Annotated in this window: 26 protein-coding genes and 1 pseudogene; 18 read left to right on the top strand and 9 right to left on the bottom strand. The window is 54.2% G+C overall.

Going from position 1 to position 25,761, the window contains the following annotated elements:
• Positions 1 to 187: 187 nt before the first annotated feature.
• The 5 genes from phoB to malZ all read left to right on the top strand — a co-directional run bounded on the left by phoB (position 188) and on the right by malZ (position 7,394).
• Positions 188 to 877, top strand: a complete 690-nt coding sequence (gene phoB, locus LDB27_RS16745; RefSeq protein ID WP_000113921.1) for a phosphate response regulator transcription factor PhoB — start codon at positions 188 to 190, stop codon at positions 875 to 877.
• A gap of 69 nt (positions 878 to 946) precedes the next feature.
• Positions 947 to 2,242 (top strand): phosphate regulon sensor histidine kinase PhoR, encoded by a 1,296-nt coding sequence (phoR, locus tag LDB27_RS16740; protein WP_000893642.1) that lies wholly within the window; start codon positions 947 to 949, stop codon positions 2,240 to 2,242.
• 408 nt (positions 2,243 to 2,650) lie between these two features.
• Positions 2,651 to 3,970 carry a branched-chain amino acid transporter carrier protein BrnQ gene (gene brnQ / locus LDB27_RS16735; protein ID WP_000149625.1) on the top strand — a complete coding sequence of 440 codons (1,320 nt, stop codon included), beginning with the start codon at positions 2,651 to 2,653 and terminating at the stop codon, positions 3,968 to 3,970.
• A 74-nt stretch (positions 3,971 to 4,044) separates the two neighbouring features.
• Positions 4,045 to 5,415 carry a proline-specific permease ProY gene (gene proY / locus LDB27_RS16730; RefSeq protein WP_001555879.1) on the top strand — a complete coding sequence of 457 codons (1,371 nt, stop codon included), beginning with the start codon at positions 4,045 to 4,047 and terminating at the stop codon, positions 5,413 to 5,415.
• Between the two features lie 161 nt (positions 5,416 to 5,576).
• Complete coding sequence (malZ, locus tag LDB27_RS16725; RefSeq protein WP_000930717.1) at positions 5,577 to 7,394, top strand: maltodextrin glucosidase; 1,818 nt, start codon at positions 5,577 to 5,579, stop codon at positions 7,392 to 7,394.
• Between the two features lie 71 nt (positions 7,395 to 7,465).
• Here the strand turns inward: malZ and LDB27_RS16720 are convergent, their stop codons facing one another.
• Together LDB27_RS16720 and acpH are read right to left on the bottom strand one after the other, a co-directional pair.
• On the bottom strand, positions 7,466 to 8,068 hold the full coding sequence (locus LDB27_RS16720; protein WP_000244731.1) for a peroxiredoxin: 603 nt from the start codon (positions 8,066 to 8,068) through the stop codon (positions 7,466 to 7,468).
• Between the two features lie 209 nt (positions 8,069 to 8,277).
• Positions 8,278 to 8,859, bottom strand: coding sequence for an ACP phosphodiesterase (acpH, locus tag LDB27_RS16715; RefSeq protein WP_001009858.1), 582 nt, complete (start codon positions 8,857 to 8,859; stop codon positions 8,278 to 8,280).
• A gap of 93 nt (positions 8,860 to 8,952) precedes the next feature.
• On the opposite strand from acpH, the gene queA reads away from it, so the two are divergent.
• The 7 genes from queA (at position 8,953) to LDB27_RS23885 (ending at position 15,539) form a co-directional block, all read left to right on the top strand.
• Positions 8,953 to 10,017, top strand: a complete 1,065-nt coding sequence (queA, locus tag LDB27_RS16710; RefSeq protein WP_001266524.1) for a tRNA preQ1(34) S-adenosylmethionine ribosyltransferase-isomerase QueA — start codon at positions 8,953 to 8,955, stop codon at positions 10,015 to 10,017.
• A gap of 196 nt (positions 10,018 to 10,213) precedes the next feature.
• Positions 10,214 to 11,341: a tRNA guanosine(34) transglycosylase Tgt gene (tgt, locus tag LDB27_RS16705; RefSeq protein ID WP_000667305.1), complete on the top strand. Its 1,128-nt coding sequence runs from the start codon at positions 10,214 to 10,216 to the stop codon at positions 11,339 to 11,341.
• A gap of 22 nt (positions 11,342 to 11,363) precedes the next feature.
• Positions 11,364 to 11,696, top strand: a complete 333-nt coding sequence (gene yajC, locus LDB27_RS16700) for a preprotein translocase subunit YajC (protein ID WP_000007628.1) — start codon at positions 11,364 to 11,366, stop codon at positions 11,694 to 11,696.
• A 27-nt stretch (positions 11,697 to 11,723) separates the two neighbouring features.
• Positions 11,724 to 13,571: a protein translocase subunit SecD gene (gene secD, locus LDB27_RS16695; RefSeq protein WP_000934811.1), complete on the top strand. Its 1,848-nt coding sequence runs from the start codon at positions 11,724 to 11,726 to the stop codon at positions 13,569 to 13,571.
• Positions 13,572 to 13,581: 10 nt separating this feature from the next.
• Positions 13,582 to 14,553, top strand: a complete 972-nt coding sequence (secF, locus tag LDB27_RS16690; RefSeq protein ID WP_000046629.1) for a protein translocase subunit SecF — start codon at positions 13,582 to 13,584, stop codon at positions 14,551 to 14,553.
• A gap of 93 nt (positions 14,554 to 14,646) precedes the next feature.
• Entirely contained in the window at positions 14,647 to 14,994 is a 348-nt protein-coding gene (yajD, locus tag LDB27_RS16685) for an HNH nuclease YajD (protein ID WP_000974818.1), read from the top strand.
• Between the two features lie 437 nt (positions 14,995 to 15,431).
• Positions 15,432 to 15,539, top strand: a complete 108-nt coding sequence (locus LDB27_RS23885) for a type I toxin-antitoxin system toxin Ldr family protein (RefSeq protein ID WP_000176312.1) — start codon at positions 15,432 to 15,434, stop codon at positions 15,537 to 15,539.
• A gap of 83 nt (positions 15,540 to 15,622) precedes the next feature.
• Here LDB27_RS23885 and LDB27_RS16675 read toward each other — a convergent pair whose 3' ends face one another.
• Together LDB27_RS16675 and LDB27_RS16670 are read right to left on the bottom strand one after the other, a co-directional pair.
• The gene (locus tag LDB27_RS16675; RefSeq protein WP_000752021.1) at positions 15,623 to 16,486 is read right to left on the bottom strand and encodes a nucleoside-specific channel-forming protein Tsx; all 864 of its coding nucleotides are present in this window, start codon (positions 16,484 to 16,486) and stop codon (positions 15,623 to 15,625) included.
• 299 nt (positions 16,487 to 16,785) lie between these two features.
• Complete coding sequence (locus tag LDB27_RS16670; protein ID WP_000198486.1) at positions 16,786 to 17,325, bottom strand: DUF3251 domain-containing protein; 540 nt, start codon at positions 17,323 to 17,325, stop codon at positions 16,786 to 16,788.
• A 151-nt stretch (positions 17,326 to 17,476) separates the two neighbouring features.
• Between LDB27_RS16670 and nrdR the strand changes: the two genes are divergently transcribed.
• From nrdR to pgpA, 6 genes are all read left to right on the top strand, one after another.
• Positions 17,477 to 17,926 (top strand): transcriptional regulator NrdR, encoded by a 450-nt coding sequence (nrdR, locus tag LDB27_RS16665; RefSeq protein ID WP_000543533.1) that lies wholly within the window; start codon positions 17,477 to 17,479, stop codon positions 17,924 to 17,926.
• Between the two features lie 3 nt (positions 17,927 to 17,929).
• Positions 17,930 to 19,033, top strand: coding sequence for a bifunctional diaminohydroxyphosphoribosylaminopyrimidine deaminase/5-amino-6-(5-phosphoribosylamino)uracil reductase RibD (ribD, locus tag LDB27_RS16660; protein WP_001150225.1), 1,104 nt, complete (start codon positions 17,930 to 17,932; stop codon positions 19,031 to 19,033).
• An 88-nt stretch (positions 19,034 to 19,121) separates the two neighbouring features.
• A complete protein-coding gene (gene ribE / locus LDB27_RS16655) occupies positions 19,122 to 19,592 on the top strand; it encodes a 6,7-dimethyl-8-ribityllumazine synthase (RefSeq protein WP_001021372.1) in 471 nt (156 codons plus the stop codon).
• A 20-nt stretch (positions 19,593 to 19,612) separates the two neighbouring features.
• Positions 19,613 to 20,032, top strand: coding sequence for a transcription antitermination factor NusB (gene nusB / locus LDB27_RS16650; RefSeq protein WP_000801129.1), 420 nt, complete (start codon positions 19,613 to 19,615; stop codon positions 20,030 to 20,032).
• Between the two features lie 78 nt (positions 20,033 to 20,110).
• Positions 20,111 to 21,088 (top strand): thiamine-phosphate kinase, encoded by a 978-nt coding sequence (gene thiL / locus LDB27_RS16645; RefSeq protein WP_000752147.1) that lies wholly within the window; start codon positions 20,111 to 20,113, stop codon positions 21,086 to 21,088.
• Complete coding sequence (gene pgpA / locus LDB27_RS16640) at positions 21,066 to 21,581, top strand: phosphatidylglycerophosphatase A (protein WP_000154059.1); 516 nt, start codon at positions 21,066 to 21,068, stop codon at positions 21,579 to 21,581. The genes thiL and pgpA overlap by 23 nt, the downstream gene beginning before the upstream one ends.
• Positions 21,582 to 21,588: 7 nt before the next feature.
• Here pgpA and LDB27_RS23965 read toward each other — a convergent pair.
• From LDB27_RS23965 to xseB, 5 genes and pseudogenes are all read right to left on the bottom strand, one after another.
• Positions 21,589 to 21,677, bottom strand: a pseudogene (locus tag LDB27_RS23965) (hypothetical protein); the annotation flags it as partial.
• A gap of 7 nt (positions 21,678 to 21,684) precedes the next feature.
• Positions 21,685 to 22,659: an aldo/keto reductase gene (locus LDB27_RS16635; RefSeq protein ID WP_001199873.1), complete on the bottom strand. Its 975-nt coding sequence runs from the start codon at positions 22,657 to 22,659 to the stop codon at positions 21,685 to 21,687.
• A gap of 56 nt (positions 22,660 to 22,715) precedes the next feature.
• Positions 22,716 to 24,578, bottom strand: a complete 1,863-nt coding sequence (gene dxs / locus LDB27_RS16630) for a 1-deoxy-D-xylulose-5-phosphate synthase (protein ID WP_000006777.1) — start codon at positions 24,576 to 24,578, stop codon at positions 22,716 to 22,718.
• Between the two features lie 23 nt (positions 24,579 to 24,601).
• Positions 24,602 to 25,501 carry a (2E,6E)-farnesyl diphosphate synthase gene (gene ispA, locus LDB27_RS16625; RefSeq protein WP_000348074.1) on the bottom strand — a complete coding sequence of 300 codons (900 nt, stop codon included), beginning with the start codon at positions 25,499 to 25,501 and terminating at the stop codon, positions 24,602 to 24,604.
• Complete coding sequence (gene xseB / locus LDB27_RS16620) at positions 25,502 to 25,744, bottom strand: exodeoxyribonuclease VII small subunit (RefSeq protein WP_001124944.1); 243 nt, start codon at positions 25,742 to 25,744, stop codon at positions 25,502 to 25,504.
• Positions 25,745 to 25,761 lie beyond the last annotated feature (17 nt).

Below are 25,761 nucleotides of genomic sequence, written 5' to 3'. Positions count from 1 at the left end.
ACGGGATTATACACGTCATCCCCTCCATTTTTGGGCGCAATTTACCGCCGGTACACGGTAATGCACGGTTTCACCGGTGTCATAAATCATCAACATGCTGTCAATGCCGCCTTTTTTTTCATAAATCTGTCATAAATCTGACGCATAATGGCGCGGCATTGATAACTAACGACTAACAGGGCAAATTATGGCGAGACGTATTCTGGTCGTAGAAGATGAGGCGCCGATCCGTGAAATGGTGTGCTTCGTGCTCGAACAAAATGGCTTTCAGCCCGTAGAAGCCGAAGATTATGACAGTGCGGTGAATAAACTTAATGAACCCTGGCCGGATCTCATCCTTCTTGACTGGATGTTGCCCGGCGGGTCAGGGTTACAGTTTATTAAACATCTCAAACGTGAAGCCATGACCCGGGATATTCCTGTGGTTATGCTGACCGCGAGAGGTGAGGAAGAAGATCGCGTGCGCGGGCTGGAAACCGGCGCTGACGATTACATTACCAAGCCGTTTTCCCCCAAGGAGTTGGTGGCGCGCATTAAAGCCGTTATGCGGCGCATCTCGCCGATGGCGGTCGAAGAGGTGATCGAGATGCAGGGACTGAGCCTTGATCCTGGATCTCACCGCGTGATGACCGGCGACAGCCCGCTGGATATGGGGCCGACCGAATTTAAATTACTCCATTTCTTTATGACGCACCCGGAACGGGTTTACAGTCGCGAGCAGCTACTCAATCATGTCTGGGGCACCAATGTGTACGTTGAAGACCGGACGGTCGACGTGCATATTCGCCGTTTGCGTAAGGCGCTGGAGCACAGCGGCCACGACCGGATGGTGCAAACGGTACGCGGGACAGGGTATCGTTTTTCGACCCGCTTTTAATGCCTTTTCCGCCAGTAGAACACAGGTTTCTGGCGGAGAAGGCTTTCCATTCTTGAGGGAGTATGACGCGTGCTGGAACGGCTGTCATGGAAAAGGCTGGTGCTGGAGCTGGTGCTCTGTTGCATCCCCGCGCTTATCCTTAGCGCTTTTTTTGGTTATCTGCCGTGGTTTTTACTGGCGGCGGTGACGGGACTGCTTGTCTGGCATTTCTGGAATTTATTACGCCTCTCCTGGTGGCTTTGGGTCGACAGAAGTATGACGCCGCCGCCGGGACGGGGAAGTTGGGAACCGCTGTTATACGGTTTACACCAGATGCAGTTGCGAAATAAGAAGCGGCGCCGCGAGCTGGGGAACCTGATTAAACGTTTTCGCAGCGGCGCGGAGTCGCTGCCTGATGCCGTGGTACTGACCACAGAAGAGGGCGGTATTTTTTGGTGTAACGGTTTGGCGCAACAGATACTGGGGCTACGCTGGCCGGATGACAACGGGCAGAATATTCTCAATCTACTGCGTTATCCGGAGTTTACCCAGTATTTAAAAACGCGTGATTTCACCCGTCCGCTTCATTTGGTGCTCAATACCGGGCGGCATCTGGAGATCCGCGTCATGCCTTATACCGATAAACAACTCCTGATGGTGGCGCGCGATGTGACGCAAATGCATCAGCTTGAAGGCGCCAGACGTAACTTTTTCGCCAACGTTAGCCATGAGTTGCGTACGCCCTTGACGGTATTGCAAGGCTATCTGGAAATGATGCAGGAACAGGCGCTGGAGGGGGCGACGCGAGAGAAAGCGCTGCATACGATGCGCGAGCAAACGTATCGTATGGAAGGGCTGGTAAAACAACTGCTTACGCTGTCTAAAATTGAGGCGGCCCCGGCGCTGTTATTAAATGAAAAAGTGGATGTACCGATGATGCTGCGGGTCGTGGAGCGTGAAGCGCAGACGCTCAGCCAGCAGAAACATACCTTTACGTTTGAGGTCGACGATAGTCTTAGCGTTCTGGGCAATGAAGAGCAGCTACGTAGCGCGATCTCAAACCTGGTGTATAACGCAGTAAACCATACGCCGGCGGGAACGCATATTACGGTGAGCTGGCGACGTGCCGCGCATGGCGCTGAATTTTGCATTCAAGATAACGGTCCGGGGATTGCTGCCGAGCATATTCCTCGTCTGACCGAACGCTTCTACCGCGTCGATAAAGCGCGTTCGCGGCAAACGGGCGGCAGCGGCCTGGGATTGGCGATTGTGAAACATGCGTTGAATCACCATGAAAGCCGCCTTGAAATCGACAGTTCGCCTGGCAAAGGAACGCGATTTAGCTTTGTGCTGCCGGAACGTTTAATTGCCAAAAATAGCGATTAATTGCCTTTCGTAAGTATAACTTTCCATAAGCCAGCGGATGCTGGCTTATTTTCTTTGCAGTTAAGACGGGCTCGTTGAAACATTCAACGTTTGGTGATTTTTTGTTCGCATGATTAGCCATAACTTTTTCATGAGAATGGTGTTTTATTCTGGTTGTAAATTTCATATCGCTATATTCATCTGGTTTTTAGATCCCACCTTGCTTTAAAACGTTATAAGCGTTTAAATTGCGCTTCAGGTGCTGTCATTACGACTGCATTTGCGCGGTAAATCGAAAAACAATTCTTCGCCGCATCGGTCCGGGAGCTTTTCCCGCTGAAATTGATAAAAAACGCCGCTTTATAATCCTCCGGGAAAGGCAAAAATTTTAATGTTTACAACATCACCATCCACAGGCAGTAAGACTTTATGACCCATCAGTTAAAATCGCGCGATATCATCGCCCTGGGCTTTATGACATTTGCGCTGTTCGTTGGCGCAGGCAATATTATCTTTCCTCCTATGGTCGGTTTGCAGGCGGGTGAACACGTCTGGACAGCCGCTATTGGCTTTCTGATTACCGCCGTGGGGCTACCGGTTCTTACTGTTGTGGCGCTGGCGAAAGTCGGCGGCGGGGTAGACAGCCTCAGTACGCCGATTGGTAAAGTGGCGGGACTCCTGCTGGCGACCGTTTGCTATCTGGCCGTCGGGCCGTTATTTGCGACGCCGCGTACCGCGACGGTGTCGTTTGAAGTCGGTATCGCTCCGTTGACCGGCGATTCTGCAATGCCGTTGCTGATTTACAGCGTGGTCTATTTCGCTATCGTTATTCTGGTTTCCCTCTATCCGGGTAAGCTGCTGGATACGGTAGGGAATTTCCTGGCGCCGTTGAAAATTATTGCGCTGGTCATCCTTTCCGTCGCGGCTATCGTTTGGCCTGCCGGTCCAATCAGCAACGCCCTGGACGCTTATCAGAATGCGGCCTTTTCTAACGGATTTGTGAACGGCTATCTGACGATGGATACGCTGGGCGCGATGGTGTTTGGTATCGTTATTGTGAACGCGGCGCGTTCTCGCGGCGTTACCGAAGCGCGCCTGTTGACGCGTTACACGGTCTGGGCCGGCCTGATGGCGGGCGTGGGGCTGACGCTGCTTTACCTTGCCTTGTTCCGCTTAGGTTCTGATAGCGCGACGCTGGTCGATCAGTCAGCGAACGGCGCGGCGATTCTTCATGCCTACGTTCAGCATACCTTTGGCGGCGCGGGAAGCTTCCTGCTGGCGGCGCTGATCTTTATCGCGTGTCTGGTGACGGCGGTGGGGCTGACCTGCGCCTGCGCTGAGTTTTTCGCGCAGTATATTCCGCTGTCTTACCGCACGCTGGTCTTTATTCTCGGCGGCTTCTCTATGGTGGTGTCAAACCTCGGACTGAGCCATCTGATTCAAATCTCCATTCCGGTGCTGACGGCTATCTATCCGCCGTGTATCGCACTGGTTGTATTAAGTTTTACCCGCTCATGGTGGCATAATTCCACCCGCATCATCGCGCCGGCCATGTTTATCAGTCTGCTTTTTGGTATCCTTGACGGCATCAAAGCATCTGCCTTTGGCGATATGCTGCCAGCCTGGAGTCAGCGTTTACCGCTGGCGGAACAGGGACTGGCGTGGTTGATGCCAACGGTGGTGATGGTGATCCTGGCGATTATCTGGGATCGCGCGGCGGGTCGGCAGGTGACCTCCAGCGCTCACTAAAATCGCTGACATATGTGTACACCACGGGGCTTAACGCCCCGTGGTTTTTTATTGTGTTGATAGGTCAGAAATTGATGGAAAGCAATAATAAGCTAAAGCGTGGGCTGAGCACCCGGCACATTCGCTTTATGGCATTAGGTTCGGCAATCGGCACCGGCCTGTTTTACGGCTCGGCGGACGCCATCAAAATGGCGGGGCCGAGCGTGCTGTTGGCCTATATTATTGGCGGGGTCGCGGCATATATCATTATGCGCGCATTGGGGGAAATGTCCGTTCACAACCCTGCCGCCAGCTCATTTTCGCGCTATGCGCAGGAAAACCTCGGCCCGCTTGCGGGCTATATTACCGGCTGGACCTACTGTTTTGAGATCCTGATCGTCGCCATTGCCGACGTGACCGCGTTCGGCATTTACATGGGAGTCTGGTTCCCCGCCGTGCCGCACTGGATTTGGGTGCTTAGCGTGGTGCTGATCATTTGCGCCATCAACCTGATGAGCGTCAAGGTGTTCGGCGAGCTGGAGTTTTGGTTCTCCTTCTTCAAAGTCGCCACCATTATTATCATGATTGTCGCGGGTATCGGCATTATTGTGTGGGGAATTGGCAACGGCGGGCAGCCCACCGGCATTCATAACCTGTGGAGCAACGGCGGCTTCTTCAGCAATGGCTGGCTGGGAATGATCATGTCGCTGCAAATGGTGATGTTCGCTTACGGCGGGATTGAAATTATCGGTATCACCGCCGGGGAAGCGAAAGACCCGGAGAAATCCATTCCGCGCGCTATTAACTCAGTACCGATGCGTATCCTGGTATTTTATGTCGGCACGCTGTTCGTCATTATGTCTATCTATCCGTGGAATCAGGTCGGCACAAACGGCAGTCCATTTGTGCTGACGTTCCAGCATATGGGGATTACCTTCGCCGCCAGCATTCTGAACTTTGTGGTATTGACCGCCTCGCTTTCCGCTATCAACTCCGATGTGTTTGGTGTAGGCCGTATGCTGCATGGTATGGCGGAGCAGGGGAGCGCGCCGAAAGTCTTTGCCAAAACGTCACGCCGTGGTATTCCGTGGGTCACTGTGCTGGTGATGACGATTGCGCTGCTGTTTGCGGTTTACCTGAACTACATCATGCCGGAAAACGTCTTCCTGGTGATTGCCTCGCTGGCGACGTTTGCGACGGTATGGGTATGGATTATGATCCTGCTGTCGCAAATCGCCTTCCGCCGTCGTTTACCGCCGGAAGAGGTAAAAGCGCTGAAGTTTAAGGTGCCGGGCGGTGTCGTAACGACGATAGCTGGGCTGATTTTCCTGGTCTTCATTATTGCGCTTATCGGCTACCATCCGGATACCCGCATCTCACTGTATGTGGGCTTCGCCTGGATAGTTCTGCTGTTGATTGGCTGGATATTTAAACGCCGTCGCGACCGTCAATTGGCGCAGGCGTAGTCGTTTTTCTCTGCCTTATCCGGTCTGCAGGCAACGGCAGGCCGGATAAGCGGAGCCGCTTCTCCTCCTGGAGTCTCCTCCCCTAATAAACCCCTGGATGATGAGTTATCCTTTAAATCTCTATGGCAAGGTGGCCCCATTTTCAGTAGAGGGGATACGAGATGTTGAATGCCTGGCACCTACCGGTTGCCCCATTTGTGAAGCAACATAACGATAAATTAACCATTACGCTGTGGCTGAGCGGAGAAAATCCGCCGTCTCGCGTGACGTTGCGCTCAGAATTCGATAATGAAGAAATCTCACTGGCGATGCGCAAACAGCGCCGCCAGCCGCAGCCGGGCGTGACGGCGTGGCGAGCGACGCTCAATATCGCGTTAGGGCAGCCACGTCGCCGTTACAGCTTTAAATTGCTTTGGCACGACCGCCAGCTTTGGTTTACGCCACAGGGATTTAGCCGTTTTCCGCCTGCGCGTCTGGAACAATTTGCGGTTGATGCGCCGGATAGCGGCCCGCAGTGGGTCGCCGATCAAATTTTTTATCAGATCTTCCCGGATCGTTTTGCCCGCAGCGCGACGCGTGAAGCCGATCAGGACCGGGTGTACTACCACCATGCCGCGGGTCAGGAGATTGTGCTGCGCGACTGGGACGATCCTTTAACTCCCCAGGCGGGCGGTTCCACCTTTTACGGCGGCTGTCTGAATGGCATTTGTGAGAAGCTGCCGTATCTGAAAAAACTGGGCGCCACAGCGCTATATCTGAATCCGGTATTTACCGCGCCGAGCGTCCATAAGTACGACACGGAAGATTATCGCCATGTCGATCCGCAATTTGGCGGCGATCGGGCACTGCTACGCCTGCGGCGTGAAACCCAGGCGCAGGGCATGAGGCTGGTGCTGGATGGCGTGTTTAATCATAGCGGCGACTCGCATGCGTGGTTTGACAGGCATAACCGCAGCACTGGCGGCGCGTGTCATCATCCGGACTCGCCGTGGCGCGACTGGTACTCCTTTTCATCACAAGGCGTGGCGCTCGACTGGCTGGGTTATCCGAGCCTGCCGAAACTCGATTATCAATCAGAAACGCTGGTGGATGAGATCTATCGTGGTGAGGACAGTATCGTTCGTCACTGGCTAAAGGCACCGTGGAATATGGACGGCTGGCGGCTGGATGTCGTACATATGCTGGGTGAGGCGGGCGGGGCGCGCCACAATTTGCAGCACGTCGCCGGCATTACCCGGGCGGCAAAAGAGGCGCAGCCTGAAGCCTATATTGTGGGGGAACATTTCGGCGATGCGCGGCAGTGGCTACAGGCCGATGTGGAAGATGCCGCCATGAATTATCGCGGCTTCACCTTCCCACTGTGGGGATTTCTCGCCAATACTGATATCGCTTACGAACCACAGCATATTGATGCCCGGACCTGTATCGCGTGGATGGATAACTACCGCGCCGGGCTGTCACATCAGCAACAACTACGCATGTTTAATCAACTCGACAGCCATGATACTGCGCGCTTTAAAACCTTGCTCGGTAAAGACGCGGCGCGCCTGCCGCTGGCGGTGGTCTGGCTGTTTACCTGGCCCGGCGTGCCATGTATTTATTACGGCGATGAAGTCGGCGTGGACGGTGCAAATGACCCCATGTGCCGCAAACCGTTCCCGTGGGATGAACGCAAGCAGGACGGCAACTTGCTGGCGCTGTACCAGCGTATGGCGAAACTGCGTCAGCGCAGTCTGGCGCTGCGTCGTGGCGGATGCCAGGCGCTGTATGCCGAAGGTGACGTAGTGGTATTCGTGCGAGTTTATCAGCAGCAGCGGGCGCTGGTGGCGATTAACCGGGGCGAGGCCTGTGAAGTAGTGCTGGAAGCGTTGCCGTTGCTGAACGTGGCCGGATGGCAATGTAAAACGGGGAGCGGTGACATCCGCAAGGGAAGACTTAGTTTACCCGCGATTTCCGCGACGGTATGGATGAATCGTTGAGGCGAGGTGGTTCGTAACACCTCACGCATAAAAAAGGCTCGCGATGGCGAGCCTTTTATCAATGCACTGACTTACAGGCTGGAAATGTTCTCAGCCAGGTATTTAGCCACGCCGTCCGGAGAGGCGTTCATGCCTTCTTTGCCTTTTTCCCACTGCGCCGGGCAGACATCGCCGTGCTCTTCGTGGAACTGCAGCGCGTCGACCATACGCAGCATTTCGTCGATGTTACGACCCAGCGGCAGATCGTTTACGACCTGGTGGCGAACAATACCGTTAGCGTCAATCAGGAAAGAGCCGCGCAGCGCAACGCCTTCGTCCGGATGTTCGATACCGTAAGCTTTCTGAATTTCACGCTTCACGTCAGCAACCATTGCGTATTTCACCGGGCCAATGCCGCCTTTATCGACAGGGGTGTTACGCCATGCGTTGTGGACGAACTCAGAGTCGAAAGAAACGCCGACCACTTCAACGCCGCGCTTCTGGAATTCTTCATAACGTTTATCGAAGGCGATCAGCTCAGACGGGCAAACAAAAGTGAAGTCCATCGGCCAGAAGAACAGAACGGTTGTTTTACCATTGGTGTGCTGTTTGAAGTTGAATTTATCAACAATCTCACCGCTACCCAGTACCGCCGCAGCGGTGAAATCCGGGGCCTGACGAGTAACCAGTACCATAATAATTCTCCTGCAATATTAAGGGTTTTAGAACGCAACGCGGGCAGTATAGGGAGGGCGAAGCGACAAAACAATGCGGTCTTGACAATCAATGAGACAGCTTTTGCCTATCGATCGGGTCATTATAAATCGTAATGATGACCCCTTTATGACAGCGAACCATCTTTCTGCCAACGGCGGATCTGACGCACGCCCTCGCTATCAGGCCGTCACAGCGCTTTGCGGGCGGCCTGTGCCATCATACGCGGATAAAAATGCCAGAAGCGCTCTTCTAACGCGTCGTAGTGCGCGTCCAGATCGTACCAGGAATCACGCAAGGCATCCAGCCGGGGACGGCGATTCGCCATGCCATTCAGCACGTTTTGAATGAAATCCATATCGCGATACCGCTCTAACCATTTTTCTGACCAAAGATAATCATTCAGGTTGACAAAGCGCGGCGGGGAGTCGGGCAGAATCGTCGCGACCTGCGCATGGGCGTAGCCGACAAACGCCTGAAGTGGAAAATCAGGAGAGATTTGCGTCCAGTGGCGCGATAAAAAATGATCCCACATGACGTCCAGCGTAATGGGCGCCACGCGCCGCGTTTCATGGCGGAACCACTCTCGCGCCTCACGAACTTCCGGCAGGTTGTCGGTCATGACGTCAATACGCCGATGCATATAAATACCCTCTACCACGTCAGGAGGATAATGTGTTGCCGGGTTACCGCGGACAAAATCGGCCAGCAGATTACCGGAAAGCGAGCTGTCGGCAAGGTGCGCCAGATGCAGGTGAGCAAGAAAATTCATTATTGATTCTCTGTCCAAAAAGCGGGTAACGGTTGCAGCGGGAACGCCCCGGCACTAGACTACCCGCCTCTTATTTTAGTCTGAGTCAGAGTCATGCGCGTTACCGATTTTTCCTTTGAACTACCCGAATCCCTGATTGCCCACTACCCACAGCCGGAACGCAGTCGCTGCCGTTTGCTGTCATTAGAGGGGCCGACGGGCGCGCTGACGCACGGTACTTTCACCGATCTGCTCGATAAGCTCAACCCTGGCGATTTGCTGGTCTTCAATAATACCCGCGTGATCCCGGCGCGGCTGTTTGGCCGTAAAGCCAGCGGCGGCAAGATAGAAGTGCTGGTCGAACGTATGCTCGATGATAAACGCATCCTGGCGCATATTCGCGCTTCTAAAGCGCCAAAACCGGGTACGGAACTGCTGCTGGGCGACGACGAAAGTATTCACGCGACCATGACCGCGCGTCACGGCGCTCTGTTTGAAGTTGAGTTTAATGACCCGCGTCCGGTGCTGGATATTCTTAACGCCATCGGCCATATGCCGTTGCCGCCGTATATCGACCGTCCGGACGAGGACGCCGACCGCGAACTGTACCAGACGGTCTACAGTGAAAAACCGGGCGCCGTCGCCGCGCCGACGGCCGGGCTGCACTTTGATGAGCCGCTGCTGGCGGCGCTTCGTGAGAAAGGTATCGAAATGGCGTTTGTTACGCTACACGTAGGCGCGGGCACTTTCCAGCCGGTGCGTGTCGATACCATTGAAGATCATATCATGCACTCCGAATATGCTGAGGTGCCGCAAGAGGTGGTCGACGCGGTGCTGGCGGCGAAAGCGCGCGGCAACCGGGTTATCGCCGTCGGCACCACCTCGGTACGCTCGCTGGAAAGCGCGGCGCAGGCGGCAAAAAGCGATTTGATAGAGCCGTTCTTCGGCGATACGCAAATCTTTATTTATCCAGGTTATCAATACAAAGTGATTGATGCGCTGATCACCAACTTCCATCTGCCGGAATCGACGTTGATTATGCTGGTTTCCGCATTTGCCGGTTATCAACACACCATGAATGCCTATAAGACTGCGGTAGAACAAAAATATCGCTTTTTTAGCTACGGGGACGCGATGTTTATCACGTACAATCCGCAGGCTATTTTTGAGCGTCCGTAAGAAGGCTATCTCACTTGCTATTTTGACGCCGGGCAGTGCTCGCCATCCTCACGTACTGCGTGTACGCTCCGGTGGCTGTGCGCTGGCCGACCCCAAACTGGCTGCGCCGATGATGCCTTCGGGAATTTATTAGCTATGGAATCATTCCGTAGCGAGTCGTTAAACGTCGGACTGTTTTTCTGACGCAGGAGTGATAATGAAATTTGAGTTAGATACCACCGATGGTCGCGCGCGTCGCGGTCGTCTGGTGTTTGATCGTGGCGTAGTGGAAACGCCTGCTTTTATGCCTGTGGGTACTTACGGTACGGTAAAAGGCATGACGCCGGAAGAAGTGGAAGCGACCGGCGCGCAGATTATTCTCGGCAACACTTTCCACCTGTGGCTGCGCCCGGGTCAGGAAATCATGAAGCTGCATGGCGATCTGCACGATTTTATGCAGTGGAAAGGGCCGATTCTCACCGATTCCGGCGGCTTCCAGGTTTTCAGCCTCGGCGATATTCGTAAGATTACCGAGCAAGGTGTGCACTTCCGTAACCCGATCAACGGCGATCCGATTTTCCTCGATCCGGAAAAGTCGATGGAGATCCAGTACGATCTCGGTTCCGATATCGTGATGATCTTTGATGAATGTACGCCGTACCCGGCAGACTGGGACTATGCTAAACGCTCGATGGAGATGTCATTGCGTTGGGCAAAGCGTAGCCGCGACCGTTTTGATAGCCTTGGCAATAAGAATGCGCTTTTTGGCATCATTCAGGGCAGCGTTTACGAAGATTTACGCGATATCTCGGTGAAAGGTCTGGTAGAGATTGGCTTTGATGGCTACGCTGTCGGCGGTTTGGCTGTCGGTGAGCCGAAAGCAGATATGCACCGCATTCTGGAGCACGTTTGCCCGCAGATCCCGGCTGACAAACCGCGTTACCTGATGGGCGTGGGTAAACCGGAAGATCTGGTGGAAGGGGTGCGTCGCGGTATTGATATGTTTGACTGTGTCATGCCAACGCGAAATGCCCGTAATGGTCATCTGTTTGTGACCGACGGCGTGGTGAAGATTCGTAATGCAAAGCATAAAAGCGACACCAGCCCGCTTGACGCCGAGTGCGATTGCTACACCTGTCGCAATTATTCACGCGCTTACTTGCATCATCTCGACCGTTGCAACGAAATATTAGGTGCGCGTCTCAATACCATTCATAACTTGCGTTACTACCAGCGTTTGATGGCGGGTTTACGCAAGGCTATTGAAGAGGGTAAATTAGAGAGCTTCGTAACCGAGTTTTACCAACGTCAGGGGCGACCCGTTCCACCTTTGAACGTTGATTAATTTTAATAATGAGGGAATTTGAATGAGCTTTTTTATTTCTGATGCGGTAGCGGCAACAGGTGCTCCGGCGCAGGGCAGCCCGATGTCTCTGATTTTAATGCTGGTGGTGTTTGGTCTGATTTTCTATTTCATGATCCTGCGCCCGCAGCAGAAGCGCACCAAAGAGCACAAAAAGCTGATGGACTCCATTGCGAAAGGTGATGAAGTTCTGACGAATGGCGGTCTGGTCGGTCGAGTGACCAAAGTAGCGGAAGCCGGCTACATTGCCATCGCGCTGAATGACACCACGGAAGTGGTTATCAAACGTGACTTCGTAGCTGCCGTTCTGCCGAAAGGCACCATGAAGGCGCTGTAATATTTCGTTTTCCCAAAGGGAACTGCCGTGTTAAACCGTTATCCTTTGTGGAAGTACATCATGCTGGTCGTCGTGATTATCGTCGGCCTGCTTTACGCACTTCCCAACCTGTATGGTGAGGATCCGGCTGTTCAAATCACTGGCGTGCGCGGCGTCGCCGCCAGTGAGCAAACGCTGATCCAGGTCCAGAAAACGTTACAAGAAGAAAAAATTCCCGCTAAGTCTGTGGCACTGGAAGAGGGCGCTATTCTTGCGCGCTTCGACACCACCGATACCCAGCTACGCGCCCGTGAAGCGCTGATGAGCGTGCTGGGGGATAAATATGTCGTGGCGCTTAACCTTGCGCCGGCTACGCCGCGCTGGTTGGCGGCTATTCACGCCGATCCGATGAAGCTCGGTCTTGATCTGCGCGGCGGCGTTCACTTCCTGATGGAAGTGGATATGGATACCGCGTTAGGTAAACTCCAGGAACAAAATATCGATAGCCTGCGCAGCGATCTGCGTGAAAAAGGCATTCCTTATACCACCGTTCGTAAAGAAAATAATTATGGGCTGAGCATCACGTTCCGTGACAGCAAAGCGCGTGATGAGGCGATCGCCTATCTGACGCCGCGTCATCGTGACCTGGTGATTTCCAGCCAGAGCGGCAATCAACTTCGCGCGGTAATGACCGATGCGCGCCTGAGCGAAGCGCGTGAATACGCCGTTCAGCAGAACATTAATATTCTGCGTAACCGTGTTAACCAACTGGGCGTCGCGGAGCCTGTCGTACAGCGTCAGGGCGCAGACCGTATTGTGGTTGAGCTGCCGGGTATCCAGGATACCGCTCGTGCGAAAGAAATTCTCGGCGCGACCGCGACGCTGGAATTCCGTCTGGTGAATACCAACGTTGACCAGGCCGCTGCTGCTGCCGGGCGCGTACCGGGTGATTCCGAAGTGAAACAGACCCGCGAAGGTCAGCCGGTGGTATTGTACAAACGCGTGATCCTCACCGGCGACCATATCACCGACTCGACGTCCAGCCAGGATGAATATAACCAACCGCAGGTTAACATCTCGCTGGATAGCGCAGGCGGCAATATCATGTCTAACTTCACTAAGGACAATATCGGCAAACCGATGGCGACCCTGTTTGTGGAGTATAAAGACAGCGGTAAGAAAGACGCTAACGGTCGCGCTGTACTGGTGAAACAGGAAGAGGTGATTAACATTGCCAACATCCAGTCTCGGCTGGGTAACAGCTTCCGTATTACCGGTATCAGCAACCCGAACGAAGCGCGTCAGCTCTCGTTGTTGCTGCGTGCGGGCGCCCTAATTGCGCCGATTCAGATCGTTGAAGAGCGCACCATTGGCCCGACTTTGGGTATGCAAAATATTAAGCAGGGCCTGGAAGCCTGTCTGGCCGGTCTGGTGGTCTCCATCCTGTTCATGATCTTCTTCTATAAGAAGTTTGGTCTGATTGCGACCAGCGCGTTAGTGGCTAACCTGGTGTTGATTGTCGGTATCATGTCGCTGTTGCCGGGGGCAACGCTCAGTATGCCGGGGATTGCGGGTATTGTGTTAACCCTTGCGGTGGCGGTCGACGCCAACGTTCTGATTAACGAACGTATCAAAGAAGAGTTGAGTAATGGCCGCACGGTACAGCAGGCGATAAACGAAGGCTATGCCGGCGCGTTCAGTTCCATCTTCGATGCGAACATCACGACGCTGATTAAAGTCATCATTCTGTATGCTGTCGGTACCGGGGCAATTAAAGGATTCGCGATTACGACCGGTATCGGTGTGGCGACGTCGATGTTTACCGCGATTATCGGTACGCGTGCTATCGTAAACCTGCTATATGGCGGCAAGCGCGTCACTAAGCTGTCAATCTGAGGAGTGCGATGTGGCACAGGAATACACTGTTGAACAACTAAACCACGGCCGTAAAGTCTATGACTTTATGCGCTGGGACTTCTGGGCATTCGGCATCTCCGGGCTGTTGCTGATCGCGGCCATTGTCATTATGGGCGTACGCGGGTTTAACTGGGGGCTGGATTTCACCGGTGGTACGGTAATTGAAATCACGCTGGAAAAACCGGCTGAAATGGACGTGATGCGCGAAGCGCTGCAAAAAGCGGGCTATGAAGAGCCGCAGTTGCAGAACTTTGGCAGCAGTCACGACATTATGGTGCGTATGCCGCCAACCGAAGGCGAAACCGGTGGTCAGGTGCTGGGTAGCAAAGTGGTGACGATCATTAATGAAGCCACCAACCAGAACGCGGCCGTGAAGCGTATTGAATTCGTGGGGCCAAGCGTGGGTGCCGATCTGGCGCAAACCGGCGCTATGGCGCTGCTGGTGGCGTTGATCTCTATCCTCGTTTATGTCGGTTTCCGCTTTGAGTGGCGACTGGCGGCAGGGGTGGTCATCGCGCTGGCGCACGACGTGATCATTACGCTGGGGATACTGTCGCTTTTCCATATCGAGATTGACCTGACCATTGTGGCATCGTTGATGTCGGTGATCGGTTACTCGCTGAACGACAGTATCGTGGTCTCTGACCGTATTCGTGAAAACTTCCGCAAAATCCGTCGCGGGACGCCTTACGAAATCTTTAACGTGTCGCTGACCCAGACGCTACACCGCACGTTGATTACCTCCGGGACGACGTTAGTGGTAATTCTGATGCTGTACCTCTTCGGCGGTCCGGTACTGGAAGGCTTCTCGCTGACGATGCTGATCGGTGTCTCTATTGGTACGGCATCTTCTATCTATGTCGCATCGGCGCTGGCGCTGAAACTCGGTATGAAGCGCGAGCATATGCTGCAGCAGAAAGTCGAAAAAGAAGGGGCGGATCAGCCGTCCATTCTGCCGTAAGCTGGCGTTAACATGACTGAAAAAAGCCGCAACATCGCAGGGTGCTGCGGCTTTTTATTATCCAGAATAAACTCGATTGCATGAGGAACTATCATGGCTATCATCCCAAAAAACTACGCGCGCCTGGAAAGCGGCTATCGTGAAAAAGCGCTGAAGCTGTTTCCGTGGGTGTGCGGACGTTGTTCCCGTGAGTTTGTGTATTCAAATCTGCGTGAGCTGACGGTGCATCATATCGATCATGACCACACCAATAATCCGGAAGACGGTAGTAACTGGGAGCTATTGTGCCTCTACTGCCACGATCACGAGCATTCCAAATATACCGAAGCCGATCAGTACGGTTCGACGGTCATTGCCGGGGAAGATGCGCAAAAAGATGTCGGCGAGGCGACTTATAACCCGTTTGCCGATCTGAAAGCGATGATGAACAAAAAGAAATAAGCAGACTGCTGACAAAGCTGTTGATGCTGTTGAATGTTAGGTTACGCTTCGCTCCACCCAACGGAATCCGCAATATAAATGAATTATTGGTTTTCGTAGGTCGGATGCAATCCGACATTTTTTCAGCCCCGGAGTTTGTCGCCAGCCCCAAACGTCCTGTAACGCATACATTGTCACTGGAATCCCGATCGCAAGGTTGGGATTTTTTTGTTTTTAAGTCCTGCCGATACTGGCGAGCAGAGTAGAATCAGCGGTAAGCCGGGGCAACCCGGTGAGGCGCAATGTTGCGGGGGCTTGATCCCCGGTGGCCTTGTCGCTGGAAAGAGAAAACCCCCGCACATTGTTCGGTATTCACCGGCAACATTACGGGGGCTAACTTGACCCTAGACAAGTTGAGGATAGCCGCGAACCGTTGCCATTGCAACAAAGGCGGCAATATGACGCTCACAGAGTTGAGCATTACTATCTGGCACGATCTGGCGGCACCAACGCTGGTCGGGATTGCGACAGGTCTGTTTTTAGGCTGGTGGCATCGCCGGAAGTAATGTGAAGTGGGCGCGACTCGCCGCCGGATGGCAGCATGCGCCCGAAACGGGCCAGAGGGCGACCTCTGGCCTTTTTTGCAGGTTTAGAAGTTGTAACCCACGACCAGGTAGCCGCCCCAGCCGGTAGATTTCGCGCTGAAATCGCCGTCGCCCCAGTTCAGTTTTGCGCCATTCTGCCACTGTCCGCCGTTATGGAAGTAACGTGCAACGACCGAGTAGTGCCAGTGATCGTAGTTCAGCGCCAGGATATGGCTGGAAGCGATGGAGTTGCTGGTACGGTTCGGATCGTCGCCTAAATCAGATCCCCAGTCAAAGTTGGTAAAGCCGATATAGCTCAGTTTACCGCCCCACAGATCGGTGATGGGGACGAAGTATTTTACTTTGAAACGGTAGCCGTCCCATTCGTTTTCATTGGACGCGCCGTAGTTTTGCCACTGATATTTCGCATACACGTTCAGCGACAGGCCCATCGGCAGGCCGGTGTCGATATCGGTCCCCAGACCCATATACCACGTGCTCTGGCGGCTGGCTTTGTTATCGCCCATATCGTAGATGTAGTTGTTGGCGAAATACCACTCTTTAAACGGGCCGAAGCTCAGGTCTGCGCCGGTCAGCTTATCAATCGAGAAACGCGGTTCGATTTCCATGAACAGCGGAGAACCGTCGGACCAGATACCTTTATCGTTGCCGTTACCCCAATCAAAGGTTTTGGGAATATCGATATAGCCGTAGAAATCAAACCAGTCTTTTTTGGCAAATGCTTCATATTCCAGATAGACGTCGTTGTTCAGCTTCGGCGAGAAGCGGGTATGGTAGCTGCCTACTACGTTTACACTCTGGTGCCACCAGTCGGACAAATACTGCGGCTGATCATTTTCTGCTGCGTTAGCAGTAAAAGATGAGGTGAGCGCCAGCGCTGCGCTGACTGCGAGTAAAGTTTTTTTCATATGTATGCCACTGTTTGAAATCCCTTGCGGGAGTGAAAAGAACGCAATTTGCGTTTCTAAATATTTCGTGTTTCTGCGGAGCCTATTATAAAAATCATTGCTCACAAAAATATGTCTTGTTTCACATATCTATCATTTACGTAATCGATTGCGTTCACGTTTGCGCACTTTAGGCGCGGCGACAGCACTATCTTTCATGAATATTACCAATCCATGTCATAAATGACGGAAATGTCAGTAGGGCAACAAAAGTCGCGCGGGGGATGTTGCGGAACGCACAAAACGCTCCGCCAGAACGTTTATTGATTAACAGGCTGAATATCATGGATGCGAATGAAGCCTAACTGCGCCGGTGTGATCCCCTTCAACGGTAACGAAATATTGACATCACTGGGCGCCAGCAAACTGGCAGGGGCATTTACCAGAAGGCTCTGTGCATTCACCTCCTGATAGTTCTCCGTAGTGCCCTGAATTTGCCCGTACTCTACGGTAGCGCTGAATGCCGGCAGCGGATCGCGGGACTCGCCCTGAATGCGTAACGTTGCGTGAGCGCCGTCTGCGACAGGCGTAATCTCCAGCAATGTCATACGTAGCGTACCGATCTGACTCTCCAGCCGGGCAGGCGTATTGGCGCCAGGCAACAAATAGACGCCGCGGGTTGACTCCGCATTCAGCTTATTTTGTTGGGTAATTTTTACCGTTTCCTGATTCAGTTGGGTCATCTCTTTATTCAGGGTGCTAATGCTTTGATGCATCTGGCGAACTTCGCTCTGCGGCGCGCAGGCGGTCAGGCTCAAGAGACTTCCCACCAGGAGAATTCTTAGGTAACGTCTTGTCATGTCGATCATTTCCTTCGTGGTCCGATAGCGTAATGGTAGTGCGCTATACGCACAAAGGCACCGATCCTTTATCTCAAAAGCGCTCCGCCTTTGTTGTCGCGCCAGTTCAGGGTAAAATAGCATTTCCTAAATCATCTGGTCAGGACGCCGTATGCATTGCCCATTTTGTTTCGCCGTAGATACCAAAGTCATTGACTCTCGTCTTGTAGGCGAGGGCTCGTCCGTGCGCCGCCGTCGGCAGTGTCTGGTGTGTAATGAACGCTTTACGACCTTTGAAGTGGCTGAACTGGTCATGCCGCGCGTGATAAAAAGCAACGATGTGCGCGAACCCTTTAATGAGGATAAGCTGCGTAGCGGCATGTTGAGAGCGCTGGAAAAAAGACCCGTCAGCGCAGATGATGTTGAAATGGCATTGAACCATATTAAGTCACAATTACGTGCCACTGGGGAGCGTGAAGTTCCCAGCAAGATGATTGGCAACCTGGTCATGGAGCAGCTGAAAAAACTCGATAAAGTCGCGTATATTCGCTTTGCCTCCGTCTATCGCAGTTTCGAAGATATTAAAGACTTTGGCGAAGAAATCGCTCGCCTACAGGACTAAGCCATGCAGGATGAATTTTACATGGCGCGAGCGCTAAAACTGGCGCAGCGTGGACGTTTCACCACTCACCCGAACCCTAATGTCGGTTGTGTCATTGTTAACAATGGCGACATCGTCGGCGAAGGTTATCACCATCGCGCCGGAGAGCCGCACGCCGAGGTTCATGCGCTGCGGATGGCGGGCGCAAAAGCCAAAGGCGCAACCGCCTATGTCACGCTTGAACCCTGTAGCCATCATGGGCGAACGCCGCCATGTTGCGATGCGCTGATTGCGGCCGGCGTCGCGCGCGTGGTCGCCGCGATGCAGGACCCGAACCCACAGGTCGCCGGGCGCGGACTGTATCGTCTGCAACAGTCGGGTATTGCGGTCAGCCACGGGTTAATGATGAGTGAAGCGGAGGCGCTCAATAAAGGCTTCCTCAAACGGATGCGTACCGGATTCCCTTATCTTCAGCTTAAACTGGGCGCCTCCGTGGATGGACGGACGGCGATGGCCAGCGGCGAAAGCCAGTGGATCACCTCGCCGCAGGCCCGGCGTGACGTTCAGCGCTTGCGTGCGCAAAGCCACGCTATCTTAACCAGTAGCGCGACGGTATTGGCTGACGATCCGGCCTTGACGGTGCGTTGGGCGGAGTTAGACGCCTCTACGCAGGCGTCTTACCCGCAGGAAAATCTGCGCCAGCCGGTGCGAATTGTTATCGACAGCCAAAACCGGGTAACGCCTGCGCATCGTATTGTGCAGCAGCCTGGCGAAACGTGGATTGCGCGTACCCAGGAAGATAGCCGCGCGTGGCCCGATTCGGTTCGTACTATCAGCGTGCCGGCGCACAACGGACATTTGGATCTGGTTGTGCTGATGATGCAGTTAGGCAGGCAGCAGATTAATAGCATATGGGTTGAAGCCGGACCGGGACTGGCGGGCGCGTTGCTGCAAGCCGGGCTGGTGGATGAACTGATTGTCTATGTCGCGCCTAAATTGTTGGGAACCCAGGCGCGGGGATTATGCGAATTGCCGGGGCTTGAGAAGCTCGCCGACGCGCCGCAATTTACCTTCAGCGAAATACGCCATGTCGGCCCGGATGTTTGCCTGCATATGGTGAGCGCATGAGTTCTCCCGTCGAAAGGGGAGCAGCGCTCAAATTATTATGATAAAATCCGCCCCCCTGCGGGGCCAAATGAACCCTGGAAGAGAGAATATGAACATTATTAAAGCTAACGTTGCAGCCCCTGACGCTCGTGTCGCCATCACTATTGCGCGTTTCAATCAGTTTATCAACGACAGCCTGCTGGATGGCGCGGTTGATGCCCTGACGCGTATTGGTCAGGTAAAAGATGATAATATTACCGTAGTGTGGGTGCCTGGCGCCTATGAACTGCCGCTGGCGACCGAAGCGCTGGCGAAAAGCGGTAAATATGACGCCGTGGTTGCGCTGGGAACCGTGATTCGCGGGGGGACTGCGCACTTTGAATATGTGGCAGGCGGCGCCAGCAATGGCCTGGCAAGCGTTGCCCAGGACAGTGGCGTGCCGGTAGCCTTTGGTGTTCTGACCACCGAGAGTATTGAACAAGCCATCGAACGTGCTGGTACAAAAGCCGGTAATAAAGGCGCAGAAGCTGCGCTGACCGCGCTTGAAATGATTAATGTATTGAAAGCCATTAAGGCCTGATTTTTTGTAAGGGGAATTCCGTGAAACCTGCTGCTCGTCGCCGCGCCCGTGAGTGTGCCGTCCAGGCGCTTTACTCCTGGCAGTTGTCCCAGAACGACATCGCTGATGTTGAATACCAGTTCCTGGCGGAACAGGACGTAAAAGACGTCGACGTTCTCTATTTCCGTGAACTGCTGTCCGGGGTGGCGACTAACAGCGCGTACCTGGATGGTTTAATGAAACCGTATCTGTCCCGCCTGCTTGAAGAGCTGGGACAGGTTGAAAAAGCCGTGCTGCGTATTGCGTTGTTTGAGCTGTCAAAACGCAGCGATGTGCCTTATAAAGTGGCCATCAACGAAGCGATTGAACTGGCGAAAACCTTTGGCGCTGAAGACAGCCACAAATTCGTCAACGGCGTACTGGATAAAGCAGCTCCGGTGATTCGTCCTAACAAAAAGTGATTCACAGGCCGGAAAGATAGCGGGCGATCGATACCCGCCGTCTCCGGCCTTTTCTTTTTTTCTGCTGAGGCATAACGTATGGCATGTGGCGAGTTTTCCCTGATTGCCCGTTATTTTGACCGTGTAAGAAGCTCTCGTCTTGATGTTGAAACCGGTATTGGCGACGATTGCGCGCTCCTGAATATTCCTGAAAAGCAGACCCTGGCGATCAGTACCGATACGCTGGTGGCGGGCAACCACTTCCTCCCCAATATCGATCCTGCCGATCTGGCTTATAAAGCGTTGGCGGTGAATTTAAGCGATCTGGCCGCGATGGGGGCCGACCCGGCCTGGTTAACGCTGGCGTTAACGTTGCCGGAAGTGGATGAGCCGTGGCTGGAGGCTTTTAGCGACAGTCTGTTTGCGCTATTGAATTACTACGATATGCAGCTCATTGGCGGCGACACCACGCGTGGACCGCTGTCGATGACGCTGGGTATCCACGGTTATATCCCGGCAGGGCGCGCGCTCAAGCGATCTGGCGCGAAGCCGGGCGACTGGATTTATATCACCGGTACGCCGGGCGACAGCGCTGCCGGGCTGGCGGTTTTGCAAAACCGGCTACAGGTGTCGGAGGAGACAGACGCTCACTATTTAATTCAACGGCATTTACGCCCGACGCCGCGTATTTTACACGGCCAGGCGCTGCGTGATATCGCCAGCGCGGCTATCGATCTTTCCGATGGTTTGATTTCCGATCTGGGGCATATCGTCAAGGCCAGCGGCTGTGGGGCAAGAGTAGAAGTTGATGCGCTGCCAAAATCCGATGCGATGATGCGCCATGTTGATGACGGGCAGGCGCTGCGTTGGGCGCTTTCCGGCGGCGAAGACTATGAGCTGTGCTTTACGGTGCCGGAACTGAACCGTGGCGCGCTGGATGTCGCCATTGGTCAACTGGGTGTTCCCTTTACCTGCATAGGTCAAATGAGCGCAGATATTGAAGGGCTGAATTTTGTACGTGACGGAATGCCTGTCACCTTTGACTGGAAAGGATATGACCATTTTGCCACGCCATAAAGATGTTGCGAAAAGCCGCCTGAATTTGCGCAATCCGTGGCATCTGCTCGCTACCGGCTTTGGCAGCGGGCTGAGCCCCGTGGTGCCGGGCACGATGGGCTCGCTGGCGGCTATCCCCTTCTGGTATCTGATGACGTTTCTGCCGTGGCAGCTTTATTCGCTGGTTGTGATGTTTGGGATCTGCATTGGCGTTTATCTTTGCCATCAGACGGCGAAAGATATGGGCGTACACGACCACGGCAGTATTGTCTGGGACGAATTTATCGGTATGTGGATAACGCTGATGGCGTTGCCGACGACGGACTGGCAGTGGGTGGCTGCCGGGTTCATTATTTTCCGCATTCTGGATATGTGGAAACCCTGGCCGATTCGTTGGTTTGATCGCAACGTGCACGGCGGCATGGGGATAATGATCGATGATATCGTCGCCGGGGTGATATCCGCCGGCATACTGTATTTTATCGGTCATCACTGGCCGCTCGGTATTATTTAAAGGGGTTGCCGGATGGCGGCGTAAACGCCTTATCCGGCCTCTCCCCGAACAATATGTCGATTTCGCAGGCCCGATAAGCGCCGCGCCATCGGGCAATGGCAGATTATTTAAATCCCACCACCGGATGTTGTTTGTACGGTGTTTCGAGTTCGGCAATCTGCTCCGGTTTGAGCGTTAAATCAACGGCATTCAGCAACTCATCTAACTGCTCTTCACGCGAAGCGCCGATAATCGGCGCGGCGACGCCTCGTTTGCTGAGCAGCCAGGCCAGCGCGACCTGCGCTCGCGTTGCGCCAAGCGCCTCGCTGACGCCAGCCAGCCGTTCCGCTATTTGCGCATCATTTTTATCGCTTTCATCGTATAAATTTTTACCCACGTCATCCGAGACCAGCCGGGCCGTGGTTTCTCCCCAAGGGCGAGTTAAGCGTCCGCGCGCCAGCGGACTCCACGGAATCACGGCAACGCCTTCCTGCCAGCACAGCGGTAGCATCTCTCGCTCTTCCTCGCGGTAGATCAGGTTATAGTGATCCTGCATGGTGACAAACGGCGCCCAGCCGTGTTGTTTTTGTAGCGCCAGCGCCTGGGCAAATTGTGAGGCGTGCATTGAGGAAGCGCCGATATAGCGGGCTTTACCCGCCTTCACCACGTCGTTTAGCGCTTCCAGAGTTTCTTCTATTGGCGTGGTGTAATCCCAGCGGTGGATTTGCAGGATATCGACATACTCCATTCCCAGACGGGTGAGGCTATCGTCAATAGAGCGCAGGATTTGCGCGCGGGACAATCCTTCCGGCAGATCGCCGACGCGATGGAAGACTTTCGTCGCTACCACCACCTCGTCGCGCCGGGCGAAATCACGCAGCGCGCGGCCGACAATCTCTTCGCTGCTGCCGTCGGAGTAGCTGTTGGCGGTATCAAAAAAGTTAATGCCGCCCTCAAGGGCGCGCTTGATGATGGGACGGCTGCTCTCTTCGGGAAGCGTCCAGGCGTGATTGCCGCGACTCGGCTCGCCGAATGTCATGCAGCCCAGACAAAGGCGGGACACCCGAAGATCTGTATTTCCTAACGTGTTGTATTGCATGACTCCGCTCCTGTTATACCCGTCACTCTTCAAGCATAGCAGGAGCAAAGAGGGGATTATGCCAGCCAGGCCTTGATTTTGGCTTCAATGCCTGCGGCGTCGAGCCCCAGTTCCGCGCGGGCTTCTTCCTGCGTTCCTTGCGGGATAAAGAAATCCGGAAGGCCGATATTCAGCACAGGTACAGGTTTACGATGGGCCATTAGCACTTCGTTTACGCCGCTGCCAGCGCCGCCCATAATGGCGTTTTCTTCCAGCGTCACCAGCGCGTCATGCTGCGCGGCCATCTCCAGAATTAACGTGTCGTCCAGCGGCTTAACAAAGCGCATGTCGACCAGCGTGGCGTTCAGCGCTTCGGCGACTTTCGCCGCCTCAGGCATTAAGGTGCCAAAGTTCAGAATCGCCAGTTTTTCGCCATGACGCTTCACAAGGCCTTTACCAATAGGCAGTTTTTCCAGCGGGGTTAGCGCCACGCCCTGCGCATTACCGCGTGGATAACGTACTGCCGTCGGGCCGTCGTTATAGTGATACCCGGTAAATAACATCTGGCGACATTCGTTTTCGTCGCTTGGCGTCATGATCACCATATCCGGGATGCAGCGCAGATAGGAGAGATCGAACGCGCCCTGGTGTGTTTGTCCATCCGCGCCAACGATACCGGCGCGATCGATGGCGAACATGACCGGCAGTTTCTGGATAGCGACGTCATGGATGACCTGATCGTAGGCGCGTTGCAGGAAAGTAGAGTAGATCGCCACGACGGGCTTATAGCCGCCAATCGCCAGGCCTGCGGCGAAGGTGACGGCATGCTGCTCGGCGATGGCGACGTCAAAATAGCGATCCGGGAATTTACGTGAAAATTCCACCATGCCGGAACCTTCGCGCATTGCCGGGGTGATCGCCATCAGTTTGCTGTCTTTGGCGGCGGTTTCACACAGCCAGTCACCGAAGATTTTTGAATAACCGGGCAGACCGCCGCTGCTTTTCGGCAAACATCCGCTGGAAGGATCAAATTTAGGCACCGCATGGAAAGTGATCGGATCTTTTTCCGCGGGCTCATAGCCGCGGCCTTTCTTGGTCATGATATGCAGGAACTGCGGGCCTTTCAGGTCGCGCATGTTCTTCAATGTGCTGATAAGCCCCATGACATCGTGACCATCGACCGGCCCGATGTAGTTAAAGCCCAGCTCTTCGAACAGTGTGCCCGGCACAACCATGCCTTTAATATGTTCTTCGGTACGCTTGAGCAGTTCTTTAATTGGCGGTACGCCGGAGAAGACCTTTTTTCCGCCTTCGCGCAGAGAAGAGTAAAGCTTACCGGAAAGTAGCTGCGCCAGATGGTTGTTGAGCGCGCCGACGTTTTCCGAAATCGACATTTCATTGTCGTTCAGAATGACCAGCATGTCGGGCCGGATATCGCCTGCGTGATTCATTGCTTCAAACGCCATACCGGCGGTGATGGCGCCGTCGCCTATCACACAGACGGTGCGGCGATCTTTGCCTTCTTTCTCCGCCGCCACGGCAATGCCGATACCGGCGCTGATGGAGGTGGAGGAATGCCCAACGCTCAGCACATCGTATTCGCTTTCTCCGCGCCACGGGAACGGGTGCAGACCGCCTTTCTGGCGAATGGTGCCGATTTTGTCGCGACGACCGGTAAGGATTTTATGTGGATAAGCCTGGTGTCCAACATCCCAGATTAGCTGGTCAAACGGGGTGTTGTAGACATAATGCAGCGCCACGGTAAGTTCTACCGTGCCCAGCCCGGAAGCGAAGTGCCCGCTGGAACGGCTTACGCTGTCGAGTAAGTAGCGGCGTAGCTCGTCGCAGAGTTTCGGCAGACTCTCTTTCGGTAACAGTCGTAACTCCTGGGTGGAGTCGACCAATGCCAGGGTAGGGTATTTGGCTATATCAAAACTCATCGCAAGCTCATTGGATATGGGGTTTATTTATCACGCTGGATTATGTAGTTCGCTAGCGCTTCCAGTGCCGAGGTGTCCAGTGATTGCGCGGCCAGCTGATGTAACGACTGACGGGCGTCCTCTATCAGGTCCCGGGCTTTATTCCGGGCTTGCTCAAGACCCAGAAGTGCAGGGTAGGTACTTTTGCCAAGCTGCTGGTCTGCGCCCTGACGTTTACCTAACGTTGCAGTATCGCCCACCACATCCAGAATGTCATCCTGAACCTGGAAGGCAAGGCCGATACTCTCTGCATAGCGGTCAAGTATCGGCAGAGTATTCCGTCCTTTATCGCCCGCGCTCAACGCGCCAAGTCTAACGGCGGCGCGAATGAGCGCGCCGGTCTTATGGCGATGAATGCGTTCCAGCGCGTCCAGAGTGATCCGCTGGCCTTCTGCCGCCAGATCCAATGCCTGACCGCCGCACATACCGGCGATGCCGCTGGCGTTCGCCAGTTCGGCGATCATCGCGATACGATCGCGATCGGCGACTTCCGGCATCGGCGCGTCGCTGATAATGGCAAACGCCAGCGTTTGCAACGCGTCTCCCGCCAGGATTGCGTTGGCTTCGCCAAATTTAATATGGCAAGTCGGCAGGCCGCGACGCAAATCGTCATCGTCCATTGCTGGCAGGTCGTCATGGATCAGCGAATAGGCATGAATGCATTCGACCGCCGCAGCTGGCGCATCCAGCGTTGCCGTACTGACGCCAAACATTTGACCGGTGGCGTAAACCAGAAATGGCCGCAGGCGTTTACCGCCTAATAATGCGCCATACTGCATGGCTTCGACCACGGGAGTGTTCTGAAAGGGCAGTGGCGCGATAAAACGGCTCAGCGCCTGATTCGCTTGCGTTACGCAAGCCTGTAGCTGCTGCGTAAAGTCCATTTACTCATTATCCGCGATAAAAGGCTCAGGTGAAGCCTCTTCATTATCAGACAGCAAAATTTGCACGCGCTGTTCCGCCTGCTGCAGTTTTGCCTGCCCCTGACGCGCCAGTTGTACGCCGCGCTCGAATTCATTCAGCGCGTCTTCCAGCGGCAAATCGCCGCTTTCCAGGCGGGTAACAATATGTTCCAGCTCGCTCAGCGCAGTTTCAAAGCTGGCGGGCGCCTCATTTTTCTTCGGCATGATGACTGTTTGACTCT

Source organism: Salmonella sp. JXY0409-18, from assembly GCF_020268625.1.
GTDB lineage: Bacteria > Pseudomonadota > Gammaproteobacteria > Enterobacterales > Enterobacteriaceae > Salmonella > Salmonella enterica.
Note: the sequence above shows the minus strand (reverse complement) of the source record. Positions and strands in the feature narration are given on the sequence as shown.